Below are 13,176 nucleotides of genomic sequence, written 5' to 3'. Positions count from 1 at the left end.
ATTATTTCTATAAAATTTTATCTAATTTCTTAGTTAAATTGAAATTTGACGGGCTGAGGTTATGCTCATAATCTCTATGGTAAACTGAAATTATAGTTCAACATCTACCTTGTATTCTTCATCAATCAGAATATAATCGCATCTATATTTTTTACACATTTCTAAATTGGAATCATTTTCTTTTATCAGCATTTCTGGACTTAAAAATGAATCATCAAGGCGACCCTCTATTACATTTGCATATCCTTTAATATCTAAAAAGTTATTATCAATATATTTTTTTGTCATTACAAGACAATAATACTGAATGTGTTCAAGATATTCATCGCTGAAATCATCCTTCCAGTTGAAAGGAATATAGCACCCTTCAACAACCAAATTTTGATTGTTTTCTATTGCGATTTTTGCCATTTCCCTTACAATCGGCCATAAGTAATTTGTTAATAGGTCATCATTTTCCGGCGTAAGGGTAGTCTGTCCACTGCGAATTAAACCCATCTTCAAATGGTCTATAGATAGATATGGATAACCGTATTTTTTAAGTAACTTCTGTGCTAAAAGTGTTTTTCCTGTATGTGAACTACCGGCAATTAGAATTATCATTAAAAATTCACCTCCTAATATAGATTATATAAATAATATTAAAACAATCTTTATTTCATATTATATTATTCTTTTTGAAATTGATTTAAATTCCTTAATAAATTGGAATTTATCATTATTTTTGTTGTGCTCATTTTATTCATATCATTATTACTCAATAGCAATATATACATCCATATAAGAGACACCCTCTTTATTATATTCCTTTTCAAAACATGATAAGACTTCTTTATTTTCTTTATGACGTAGACCATTTACTTCCATATATCGTATAAGTGTTTTATATGCATTCGGAATCATGGAAAATGGTGACTTAAATGGCTCCCTAATCGTAATGATTGCATACTGCTGATTTGCTTGTATAATTTTCTCCGAACAATCTAGTGGAAAATCCTTCGGTATTATACACGCAACTGCATAGCCATGCATATGGTATACATTTATCTGTTCCTGTGAAACAAAAGGAAAATCCCAGCCAATTATTTCAGGTTTCTCAATACCACAAAAAATAGCCCAATCGTATATATGTTTTTTTGCATCATCTTCTGGTTCACTACTAATTACTACATATTTGACATATTGGAATAAAGGCACCATTTTTACACGAATATTTGTATAAGCTTCGTTGTCCGAATTCATATTTCCCAGTACCATTTCATCTAAAGAACAAGAAAAAAGTTTGCAAAGTGTAATAGCCTTTTCCATTTCTGGAAAAGCAGAATCCATCTCCCATTTTGATATTGTTTGTCTAGATACATTCATTTTTTCAGCCAATTCATCTTGCGTCATTCTTTCATGCATTTTTCTAAGGAACTGTAAATTTTGTCCAAAACTCATTTTATTATCCTCCTATTTAATTGATATCTAAAGTGTAACTGATTAAAAATGAGAAGTACACCAACTTACATTTTCTCTTTTTTAAGTATGTGCAACTTGAAGTTGCACGCTATAAATACTCCATATATAAATGAGTTTCTATATCTATTATATAAATTCTATTTTCCAACCTACTCTACATATTGGAATTTGTATAACTATATATTGTAGTTTATATTTGCCAATTTAGCTTGTTTACATAAATCTTTCACTTGCAACTTATACAGTTTTCCATCCTTTATAAAATTTGTGCCACACTGCCTAAATTCAAAGTTAACATTTGCCTTTACACATTGACTCCTTATGTCAAGTACCCAGTCATAATCTAATGTTCTTGCGTTCTTATCAGATTCACCACCAGCTACAACAAGCTCAATATCTTTTAAATAATTTTCAATATTTATTTTTTCTAATAATGGTTGAGCTGTTATACATTTATGCTTTATAGGTAAATCTTTAAAAATAGATAATTTATAATCAGCATTTTTTTGATTTTCTATAGTGCAACATATAATCACATTTTCGTAACCATCATTCCAATCTTCAGGTATACAATAGCTAAATCTATCTATTCTTTTAGTTAAAAATAAGAACTTTAAATCACTTCTTTTCTTTATCATTCTCCAACATTCAGCTCTCCAAGCATCTGCTTCTTCAATAAAGAAATCTGATGAAAAGCATAAATATACTGTACCTGATTTAAACTTATACGTACCATTAGTTAATTTTTCTATTGGTTTATAAAAATCATTTGTTTTAATTATATTATTAGTATCTATATTCTTTTTAAAATCACCTTTATGAATATAACAATATTTGCAACCATCACTACATTTTTTACACCCACGCCAAGGATTCCACATAGCCATACTTAATTACCTGTTAAAACCTTGACTTATCATAATTATACGGAATACTGGTACCAACCACTACATCATCTATTTTTTCAATAATTAGCCAATCATCCATATTGCTTTTATGGTCAAATTCTAAAGGAGTTATTTCTTCTACATTCTCAAACTCTACTAAACATAAACACTTTTTATGCCATCTTTGTTTTTGCTTTTCCGTTAATTGTAGTTTATTATTATTATCTTCAATATTTTTTTTTATTTCTTCATCATTTAGCTTAATGAAATTTTGAACATCACAAACCACGGCTTTAGCTGTTATTTTCTTTGAACCTTTTTCCATGAAATATAACACTTCATCCTTGAATACTCTACTATGTGGGATTTTTCTACCAGCCGCACCTCTGATAATCATAGTTTTACTTCCTTCTAAAATTTTTGATAATTCTTTTGTTTTATCATCACAATAAACCAAGTGTACCATTCTCTATACCTCTTTCTTTTAGTAATTTATCTTTTATACTTGAATAACAAATTCCTATTTTCCTGTATGTTATACAAATTATACCATATAATTGTTGGTATAATTAGTTTATTTCTCTAAATCAAATTTTAGTGAAATACAAAAAGCCAATGATTTAAATCACTGGCTTTTATTTATTTTTTATCTTACCATTTTTATTAACTTCATATATCCCTTTTATAATTCCTACTATTACAACAAAAGTCTCTGCAAAAATTACATAATTATAATACTTACTATTCAAAAAAACACCTATCAAACCTAATATAATAATAATTAAGCCAGTATATAGCATGTTTCCTCCCATTATCCTTGATACTTTATCTTTGTCATGTTTTTTTTCATCAAATCCATTTAGCATATCTCCTGCATTTTGACTTTTAATTATCCAACCTAAGAAAGTAAAAAATCCTCCAAGAAGAAATGTAATTATAACTAATCCATAAATATCTACATCCCTCATCACTAACACTCCCATATCCCTACTTATTTATCTATTCTTCTTTTCTCATATGCTTACTTGCATAAATTGCAGCACCTAGCATTCCAGAAGCATCCCCTAAGGAGGCTATTAGAATCTCACAAGTATTTTTTGAAATTTGCAACGCATGTTCATCTACAATTTCCCTTGCAGGTTTCAACAATCGTTCCCCAGCTGCAGCCATTCCTCCGCCAATAATAATACATTCTGGATTATATAAATTGAGTACATTAGCAAGCCCATAACCAAGCAGTTCTCCAGTTTCATAAAGAGTATTTATAGCAACCTTGTCACCTTTGTCAAACGCTTCAGATACCATTTTTGCAGTAATTTTATCATAATCGCCTTTTACCCATTCATGGATTATGCTATGCTCTCCTTCTTGCATTTTTTCTTTTAATGTTCTTAACATGCCAAGAGCAGATACATATCTACCTAAACAGCCAGAACTTCCACAACGACAGGGACGACCTGAGCGATACATGTTCATATGACCAATTTCTCCTACACTTCCAGTAGCACCGTATAATACATGACCATCTATTACAACACCAGACCCTAACCCAGTACCTAAAGTTAGAAGAACAACATTGCTTTTGCCTTTTCCTGCTCCAAAATGCCATTCTCCATATAAATTCATCCGCACATCATTATCAATAAATGAGGGAATTTTTAATTTGGTTTCAAACCATTGTGATACAGGGACATTTTCCCACTTTGAGAAATTCGGTGAAAATTTTGATATTCCTGTTTTGGTATCCAATAATCCAGGAACTCCAATTCCCATACAAAGTATTTGACTTTCTTGAATTCCGGAACCTTTTAATAATTCTTGAATACTATTTAACATTCTTGATAGAACAACATCAGAACCTTTTTCAGCTTGTGTCTGTATTCGATATTCTGCCACTTTTTCAAAATTGGTTGTAAATATAGCAGATTTTATATTTGTGCCACCTAAATCTATACCAATATAATAATTATTCATATTACTATCTCCCTAAATCCCATTTTTCTAAAAGTTAAATAAAAAGTTAATGCATAATAAAATACACCTACTCATAATATAAAAAAATCCTTTTGCTAACAGGTTACTTCTAGCTTTTATAAATCTTCAAATTTTCTTTCTATACCTTCAATAACTTCTAAATAATGCCTAACTGATTTAGATATATTATTTGAAATAGCTTCTGATATTACAGGAAATTCATCTATAAATTGAAGATTCTTAACTTCTTTAATTCCAAAGCCATTTAAAGCTTTTATTAGAGTTTCTTTTTTATTAGTCCATATTTTTATATATTTAAAGCTTGAAACAAATATTTCATTAAATGAATTCTCATCGTAATATGCTATACCAAATTCTAGATATCCATCATTTGTGAGTTCAAATTTATACTCTTGAAAAATCTCTATAATATTTTCTGTATCTGCAAATTTACTTAGTATAGGCTCTTCATCCTTAAATCCTAAAATTCCATAAGAATTATCACCAATTAAATTCTCTATTAATACACAAAATATATTCCAAATTCTATCAGAATCAATATTCATTTCAATATAATGAGAAAATTTTTGATCTGAAACTTCCTTTATTGTAAAACCTTCAACTATATTGGCTAAATTTCTTTTCTTATTTATTGCTTCAACATCATAGTCTTTTGGATATTGATTGTCATTAGGAATTTTAATACCTAAAGGTAATTTATATAAAGTCATAGCTTCACTCCTTTGAATTTTTTACTTAAATAAATTATTATTTACTTTTAGATTTTATATATAAATATCTAAATACAATATCTTCTGGTAATTATATCATATTTTTATATAAACTGTATATTGTTAACCCTTTCATTTGTTTGTATATACTATATTTTTTTGTTTTATATTATCATCATTTACGAGTATCTCTTTTTCTTGTATTAATTCAAGATATAAAAGAACACCTATAAATTCATAAGGTGTTTTCACTTTGTTATTTTCTTTATCCCATCATTTAAGCCTTCTTTTTAGCATTTAATGATTTATTTATATAAACTAAATTATGCCTTGGTATATTTTTGTATGTCCTGGAACTAAAAACATATCTGGTTTTATATTTTCTCCTTTTAATTAAAATTTAAAGATTAAAAACATTTTCATATAATAAATATCCTTAAATTTTAATTATTGAGAAAATTTTTTAAAATTTTTTATTTCTATATATTTTAAAGGAATTATATAAAAATTTGGCTATGTTAGAGGAAAATGTTGATATGAAAATAACTATAAGTAAAAAAAATATATAATTTGATAAATTATAGTAATTATAGTAAGCTATATATAATAAATGAAAGAGTTAAGTATGATAAGAAAGCTAAATCTAAAGATATTATCATAATGGCAAAAGATAAGAAAAGATAAGAAAATTAAAGAACTTAAAAAAGAAAATAAGAAATTAAAAGAACAGTTAGATATCTTAATGTGAAGATTTTATTAAAGACTCTAGTTTTGTTACTTTACACTTGTAACTTATTGTGAACATTTTTAAGGGAACCTAAATGATTCTCTTAAAAATGTCATGATTTTTCCAGCATTTTCAGCTGTTTATTTAAATTTATTCATGAATTAGTTTTTAAACCATTCACTAGCTATTGGCTGAACGTAATGAGGTGTGAACTCTGTAACACGATATTCCTGTACACCAGAAACCTTAAGTGGTTCAGCAGATAGATAAGCCTCCACTTTCTCTAAGAACTCAGCTTTCATAATAAGCATTCCACCACTCATATCAGCCTTAACTCCAGACACTAGTATCACCCCTGCATCTATTGCCTTCTGAGAATAAGCTATATGTTCATTCATAAGATTTTCGTCCATTGGAACTGAATTTTTTAATATACCTTCAATAACAAAATATTTCATTTTTTATTATCCTCCTTTATACGAAATATATTTATACTATATTATATTATACTAGTAGCTGGTGGACAATATAAAAATATGTTAATAGGAATATACACTATATATTTATTTCATTCTTTTTTTCAAATTCCCCTTGTTCTTCTCCCCAGTCCTTTAAAGCTTTTAATACAGGTATAATCTTCTTTCCTTGTGTTGTTAATCCATACTCTACATGTGGTGGAACTTCAGAATATTGAATTCTAAAAATCATTCCATGGCTTTCTAATTCCTGCAAAGAACGAGTAAGCATAATATTTGTAATGCCTTGAACCTGCCTCTTTAATTCATTATATCTAACACTTCCATATGATAAGCTCCATAAAATAGGAAGTTTCCATTTTCCGCTAACAAAATTAAATGCGTTAATTACATCGCAGGAACCATCGTACCAATCCCCTTTATTCATTTTTATCCCTCCATTTGAAATTATGAATCTAAGGCACAAAAATGTGCGTACTTGTAAATATATACCTTATAAATATAATAATAGTAGCAAATAATTATAAAAAAGAAAAGGAGAACCCTATGATATTCTATTTTTCTGGTACTGGAAACAGTTTGTGGGTAGCAAAAACCCTAGCAAAATACCAAAATGAGCAAATATTATCTATTGCAGATTTAATGCAAAAAAAGAACACTCCATTTTCATTTTCCATAAAACCTGATGAAATGATTGGATTTGTGTTTCCAATTTATGCTTGGGCACCGCCTAAAATGGTTATGGATTTTATAAGAAATCTTAAGATTACTAATTATAACAATCAATATACTTTTGCAGTATGTACCTGTGGCGATACTTCAGGACATGCTATAAATGCCTTACGTACAAATTTAAAACATCAAAATATTATACTTAACAGTGGATTTTCTATTTTCATGCCAAATAACTACATTATTCTTTATGATGTAGATTCAAAAGAATTAGCATCGGAAAAACTAGTACAAGCAGAACAAAGAATTGAATATATAAATGATATGCTTTCACAAAAAAAGCATGATATATTTGATTGTTATGAGGGAAATATGCCTAGCCTTAGAACTAAACTAATCAATCCACTGTTTAATACTTTTGCTATGAGCGCTAAAGCTTTTTATGCTAAAAGTAGTTGTATTTCTTGTGGACTATGCTCCAATGTTTGTCCAACAAAAAATATTCAATTAGTAGATGGAACTCCTAAATGGGATAAAGAATGCACAAAGTGTCTTGCTTGCATTCATAGATGCCCAGTTAAAGCTATTCAATATAGAAAATCCACAGAAAGCAAGGGTAGATATTATAATCCAAATTGCTGATAACCTTTTTACGTCATATTATCAGTCCGTTATCTTCTTAAATGCTTTATTTTTCTTCCTACTCCTTTAACAAAAGAGGAAAGATTAGAATAAATAGCTAGTAAAACTCAATATATTTTACTAGCTATTTTAGCATTCCTCATTTAAAAATTTTATATAAAATTTAACTTAAATTATCAATTTTTATTTTCACAACATTGTATATCTGGATTATCTACTATCTCTAATTCAATTGAAGGCATTTCTATACCTATAGTACTCATATTCATTATAAAATCTTTTAATATTATTTCTGGCGCTTCACAATTAATTTCATATTCTCTACTTATTAGATTATCTATAGTAATATTTTCATAGCCAATGTTACTAAGTACCAATTTAAGATTTCTTTCTCTACTTAATGAACTTGCTACACATGCCATTTGAAAAAAACCATACATTGCTACTGACATTTCAAAATTACCCCAGTTTTCTCTAAAGTAATCAAGAAAATAAATATCTTCTCCAATTGGTCTAGGAATTTTTTTTAAAGCATTAGTTACTATATCCTTAACTTTTAATAAATTACTATGTTTATCTACTTCCATCCAATATGCAACTGCAAAGTCATTAACAAACTGCTCTTCATCTGCATTTGAAAATGAAAGCCCTCTATGTGAAATTAAAATATGTCCAAGCTCATGTATTATGTTATACCAATGAAAATATAGATCAAAATTTTCTTGTATGTTTTTATCTCCAAATAGCATTCTATAATTATCCTTTTGTTCTTCTGTACCAGTTTCATATTTACCTGTTATAATTTTATATCTCATAAGCCCCTCTAACCCTCCATAATATTCCATATATTGAATATAATTATATAAAATACATATGAATTTTTCAATCATTTATAAAATTATGTAAACTTTAAACTATATTAGAATAAATTATTGATTCTATAACTATACAACTTCTTAGATTTATTGTAAATATATTCCTTAGACTTAATCCTTTTCTTATAATTTATCTATTTCAAAGTAATAAAATAAAAATAGCTATAAACGTAAATGAATTAAAACTCATTTACCGTTTATAGCTTCTTATTTATTATAAATAACCTCATAGCTTATTTGGAGATAATCTAGTGTTATTTATAAATGATATAATTTTACTAATTTTACTTTTTATGAACTGCTTTCTTAGATTTATCTTCTAAAGCTAACTTTCCCATATATATCATAAATAAAGATATTATTATTAACAATAATGAGCTATTTACAGCACTACCGGTTTGGGGTAATTTCCCGGAATTATTATCTTCTGGTTTATTTGTGTTATCACTGTCTTCATTTCCCCCATTATTATTGTCATCTTCATTATCTTCTATAACTGTAACATTTATTTTTTTAGAAGTACTAGCACTATTACTATCAGAAACGCTATAGTTAACTATATATTCTCCAACCTTACTAGTATCTACAGTATTCTCTACAACTTTTATAGATGATGTTAAATCTCCATCTTCCTCATCATAAGCTGTTACATCTTTTAATGGATCAAAGTTTTCATTTAATTTTAATGTTTTATCATTTGCAGTTATAGCAGGAACTCTATTAATAGTTGACCATGGTATATATATTCTATATTTCTCTATTTCAGATTTGAACTCAGAAGATTCTTTATCTACTATTTCAAATAATTCTTCTAATGTGTATTTCCCCTCTCTTACATAACTATTTCCTGTTAGCTTGTCTATAAAATTAGTACTTAAATATTTAAACTTATCTGGATACATATCTCTAACTGTATATAACATAGCATAACCTGTCTTAACTGAGTTGAAGCTATCTCTATCTGTTACATATACTTGTACTCCACCACAAACTTGATTTTTTCCTGTTGGATAATTTGCGGTATCTGATGCTGAATACTTTGAAAATTGTGGTGTGAATGAAGCTGCTCTAAATTTTACTCCTGGTAAACTTAGAGAATTTAGTTCATTAGCTAAATCTATAGCATTAATCCATGGTGCTCCTATTAATTCAAATGGTCTTGTTGTTCCTCTTCCTTCTGATACATTTGTTCCTTCAAAGACGCAAGTTCCTGTATATACTATTGCTGTATCTAATGTTGGCATATTTGGTGAAGGCATTACCCATGTATCTAAACCAGTTTCATCATAATACATATCTTTTGACCATCCACTCATTTTTACTACTTTTAAATCACAATTAATATTAAACTTGTCATTAATATATTGTGCATATTCACCAACAGTCAATCCATATCTTTGAACTATAGGATACATTCCAACAAATGAACTAAAATCAGTGTTAAGCAAATTACCTTGAACTTCACTGGATACAGGGTTAGGCCTATCAAATACAACAAATGTCTTATTATTTTCAGCACATGCTTCCATTGCATAAGCTAGAGTATTTATATATGTGTAGAATCTAGCTCCTACATCTTGCATATCATAAGCTAGTATATCAACATTTTTAAGCATTTCTGGAGTTGGTTTCTTAGTTGATCCATATAAGCTATGAACTGGAAGTCCAGTAATATTATCAACTTCACTTCCTACATTATCTCCTGCTTGTGCATATCCTCTAATTCCATGTTCAGCTGCAAATAATGTTGTTAAATTAGTATTTTGATATAATACATCTATAGAGCTTTTAAAATTACTATCTATACCAGATGGATTAGTTATAAGGCCTACTCTCTTATCTTTAAATATATCTAAGTTTTCTTCTAGATTATCTATACCAAGTTTAATACTATTAATATTTTCTTCATTGTTATTTGATTCCTGATAAATATAATACTTTTCTGTTTTAGCCTTAAAATCATTAGACTCCTTATCTACTATTGCAAATAATTCTTCTAATGTATATTTTCCTTCTCTTACATAGCTATTACCTGTTAACTTATCTATGAAATTAGTACTTAAATATTTAAACTTATCTGGATACATATCCCTAATTGTATATAACATAGCATATCCAGTTTTAACAGCATTAAAGTCATTTCTATCAGTTACATATACTTGCACTCCACCACAAACTTGATTTTTTCCAGTTGGATAATTAGCAGTATCTGATGCTGAATATTTTGAAAATGTTGGAGTAAATGATGCAGCTCTAAATTTAACACCTGGTAATCCTAAAGAATTTAATTTATTACTAAGAGCCATTGGATCAATCCAAGGAGCGCCAATTAACTCAAAAGGTCTAGTAGTTCCTCTACCTTCAGAAACATTTGTTCCTTCAAAAACACAAGTACCAGTATAAACTATTGAAGTAGTTAGGGTAGGCATATTTGGAGATGGCATTACCCATGTATCTAATCCTGTTTCATCATAATACATGTCACGAGTCCAGCCTTCCATTTCAACAACTTCTAACTTACAATTTATATTAAATTCTTCATTTATAAATTTAGCATATTCTCCTACTGTCATTCCATATCTTTGCACTATAGGATACATTCCAACAAATGAACTAAAATCAGTGTTAAGTAAATTACCTTGTACTTCTCCACCAATTGGATTAGGTCTATCAAATACAACAAATGTTTTATCATTTTCAGCACATGCTTCCATTGCATAAGCTAGAGTATTTATATATGTGTAAAATCTAGCTCCTACATCTTGCATATCATAAGCTAGTATGTCAACGTTTTCAAGCATTTCTGGAGTTGGTTTTTTAGTTGATCCATATAAGCTATGAACTGGAACTCCAGTAACCTCGTCAACTTCATTTCCTACATTATCTCCTGCTTGTGCGTTACCTCTAATTCCATGTTCAGCGGCAAATAAGGTTGTTAAATTAGTCTTTTCATATAATACATCTATAGAACTTTTAAAATTACTATCCATACCAGATGGATTTGTTATTAGCCCTACCTTTTTCCCTTCAAAAATTGTTAAATTTTTTTCTAAATTGTCGATACCTAATTTTACTTGAGCATTACTACTTGCATTTACAGTTTTTATATCTTTAATCTGAAATAATACTGAAGAAATTAAAAATCCACATGTAATTATTCCAATTTTTCTTTTTAACTTTAAATTCATGAAATTATCCCCCTATTTTATAACTATTTCTTAATAGATTAATAAGAAATATATACTAATTTTTTCATTTAAAAGTTTAAATAGTCATACAGTATAATAGAAACTTTAGTGCATCATAGTATAAATGATCAGGATAAAACTACCTAATCAACTTATCTTACGTATAGTTATTTTTATATTTTAATTCATTACAAATCTTTATTTCACATTATTCCCTCCATTCTTTTTAAAAGGTACACCTTTGTTTTTTATTAAATTTAAATATAGTTTATATTTAGTAATATATTCATATTTATAACAAATTATTAATTTTTCCTTATTTCATTTACCTATTTCAGGAATTTTCTTCGATAATAGTTATAGATAAATTACTTTAACTTTTTATTATAAAAAAATCTCAAGTACATATAATACTTGAGATTTTCATGTCTATTGTAGCTCAAAAGCTCCTGTATAAAGTTGATAGTATTTTCCCTTTTTCTCAATTAAATCATCATGGCTTCCACGTTCTATAATTCTACCTTGCTCTAGAACCATAATTACGTCTGAATTTTTAACTGTAGATCAACATCATTTAAAAATAATTTTATTTATATCGTATAGATTATCATTAGTTCTAAATTCTGTAGGCGACACTCCAAGGCTCTTCTTAAAAACTTTACTAAAATAATTCCCACAGGAAAATCCTACATTTTGCGAAATTTCTTCTACGGTCATATCCTTGGCAAATAATAAAAGCTTAGCTGCTGCTTGTATCCTTACCTTTAATAAATAATTTCCTGGAGTTAACCCAACCTCTTTCGAAAACTCTCTACATAAATAATATTTTGATACTCCTACTTTTTCGCATATTTCTTCAAGTCCAATTAATTTATCATAGTTATTATCAATATATTCCTTACTTTTACTTACTTTTGGATTTAAACTTAACTTCTTCTGACTATGGTTATAATAATCTAATAACTCCATAATTAATCCGTAAGCATAATTAGAACATTTATATACACTATCTATTTCATCAAATAAAGCTGCTTCGTAAACCTTCCACATTTGTTTTAAGAATTTTGAGTCTTCTTCTATATGTATTACATTTCCCTTAATATAATTTATATTATGAAAAAATGCCATTGCTTCTTTTGAAAACTCTATATAAAGAATTTCTAAATAATTTGAGCTTTTAGGAAGACAATAACAATGCTCTCCTGGTACATTAACTAAAAAACAATCTCCCTTTTCTAAAGAATAGGTTTTATCCTTTATTTCAATTTCCCCTCTTCCTGAAATAGTGTATTGAAGTAAACAATAATCTCCACTTCGCTTTCTCCCATCCCATATATAATTATGGTCAGTTATCTTTTCCCAACCTATTCCTCTAACCATAATTAGTGGAACATTAGATATAAATTTAAATCCTATTGATTTTGGAACTATTTCTCTAAGCAATATTTTACCCTCCCATAGCCTTTTTTACTCTTGTTTATACCACTACTCTCTATATATTATTAAATCATAGATAATTTTTTATGAAAAGAGGTTATGTGTA

Annotated in this window: 13 protein-coding genes and 1 pseudogene; 2 read left to right on the top strand and 12 right to left on the bottom strand. The window is 28.0% G+C overall.

Annotation, left to right across the window (positions count from 1 at the left end; all coding sequences use genetic code 11):
• Positions 1-90: 90 nt before the first annotated feature.
• From ACYUEX_RS14400 to ACYUEX_RS14370, 7 genes are all read right to left on the bottom strand, one after another.
• Entirely contained in the window at positions 91-603 is a 513-nt protein-coding gene (locus tag ACYUEX_RS14400) for an adenylate kinase (protein WP_460288817.1), read from the bottom strand.
• A 150-nt stretch (positions 604-753) separates the two neighbouring features.
• Entirely contained in the window at positions 754-1,440 is a 687-nt protein-coding gene (locus ACYUEX_RS14395; RefSeq protein ID WP_460288816.1) for a helix-turn-helix transcriptional regulator, read from the bottom strand.
• Positions 1,441-1,637: 197 nt separating this feature from the next.
• The gene (locus ACYUEX_RS14390) at positions 1,638-2,348 is read right to left on the bottom strand and encodes a DUF5131 family protein (RefSeq protein WP_460288815.1); all 711 of its coding nucleotides are present in this window, start codon (positions 2,346-2,348) and stop codon (positions 1,638-1,640) included.
• A 13-nt stretch (positions 2,349-2,361) separates the two neighbouring features.
• Positions 2,362-2,814 carry a hypothetical protein gene (locus tag ACYUEX_RS14385; RefSeq protein ID WP_460288814.1) on the bottom strand — a complete coding sequence of 151 codons (453 nt, stop codon included), beginning with the start codon at positions 2,812-2,814 and terminating at the stop codon, positions 2,362-2,364.
• A gap of 169 nt (positions 2,815-2,983) precedes the next feature.
• Positions 2,984-3,316 (bottom strand): DUF3784 domain-containing protein, encoded by a 333-nt coding sequence (locus tag ACYUEX_RS14380; RefSeq protein WP_460288813.1) that lies wholly within the window; start codon positions 3,314-3,316, stop codon positions 2,984-2,986.
• A gap of 31 nt (positions 3,317-3,347) precedes the next feature.
• On the bottom strand, positions 3,348-4,322 hold the full coding sequence (locus ACYUEX_RS14375) for an ROK family protein (protein WP_460288812.1): 975 nt from the start codon (positions 4,320-4,322) through the stop codon (positions 3,348-3,350).
• A 116-nt stretch (positions 4,323-4,438) separates the two neighbouring features.
• Positions 4,439-5,053: a hypothetical protein gene (locus ACYUEX_RS14370; protein ID WP_460288811.1), complete on the bottom strand. Its 615-nt coding sequence runs from the start codon at positions 5,051-5,053 to the stop codon at positions 4,439-4,441.
• A 606-nt stretch (positions 5,054-5,659) separates the two neighbouring features.
• Between ACYUEX_RS14370 and ACYUEX_RS14365 the strand changes: the two are divergent.
• Positions 5,660-5,801 (top strand): annotated as a pseudogene (locus ACYUEX_RS14365) (DUF6262 family protein); the annotation flags it as partial.
• A gap of 140 nt (positions 5,802-5,941) precedes the next feature.
• Here the strand turns inward: ACYUEX_RS14365 and ACYUEX_RS14360 are convergent.
• Both ACYUEX_RS14360 and ACYUEX_RS14355 read right to left on the bottom strand, forming a co-directional pair.
• The gene (locus ACYUEX_RS14360) at positions 5,942-6,238 is read right to left on the bottom strand and encodes a YciI family protein (RefSeq protein WP_460288810.1); all 297 of its coding nucleotides are present in this window, start codon (positions 6,236-6,238) and stop codon (positions 5,942-5,944) included.
• A gap of 97 nt (positions 6,239-6,335) precedes the next feature.
• Positions 6,336-6,683 carry a winged helix-turn-helix transcriptional regulator gene (locus ACYUEX_RS14355; RefSeq protein WP_460288809.1) on the bottom strand — a complete coding sequence of 116 codons (348 nt, stop codon included), beginning with the start codon at positions 6,681-6,683 and terminating at the stop codon, positions 6,336-6,338.
• Positions 6,684-6,802: 119 nt separating this feature from the next.
• On the opposite strand from ACYUEX_RS14355, the gene ACYUEX_RS14350 reads away from it, so the two are divergent.
• On the top strand, positions 6,803-7,570 hold the full coding sequence (locus ACYUEX_RS14350) for an EFR1 family ferrodoxin (protein ID WP_460288808.1): 768 nt from the start codon (positions 6,803-6,805) through the stop codon (positions 7,568-7,570).
• A gap of 176 nt (positions 7,571-7,746) precedes the next feature.
• Here the strand turns inward: ACYUEX_RS14350 and ACYUEX_RS14345 are convergent, their stop codons facing one another.
• From ACYUEX_RS14345 to ACYUEX_RS14335, 3 genes are all read right to left on the bottom strand, one after another.
• Positions 7,747-8,385, bottom strand: coding sequence for an ImmA/IrrE family metallo-endopeptidase (locus ACYUEX_RS14345; RefSeq protein WP_460288807.1), 639 nt, complete (start codon positions 8,383-8,385; stop codon positions 7,747-7,749).
• 344 nt (positions 8,386-8,729) lie between these two features.
• Positions 8,730-11,633 carry an exo-beta-N-acetylmuramidase NamZ domain-containing protein gene (locus tag ACYUEX_RS14340; RefSeq protein ID WP_460288806.1) on the bottom strand — a complete coding sequence of 968 codons (2,904 nt, stop codon included), beginning with the start codon at positions 11,631-11,633 and terminating at the stop codon, positions 8,730-8,732.
• A 570-nt stretch (positions 11,634-12,203) separates the two neighbouring features.
• On the bottom strand, positions 12,204-13,076 hold the full coding sequence (locus ACYUEX_RS14335) for an AraC family transcriptional regulator (protein ID WP_460288805.1): 873 nt from the start codon (positions 13,074-13,076) through the stop codon (positions 12,204-12,206).
• Positions 13,077-13,176: the final 100 nt, after the last annotated feature.

It is taken from the genome of Clostridium sp. CTA-7, from assembly GCF_054768095.1.
The sequence above is the reverse complement of the archived record's forward strand: the minus strand, read 5'-3'. Positions and strand labels throughout refer to the sequence as shown.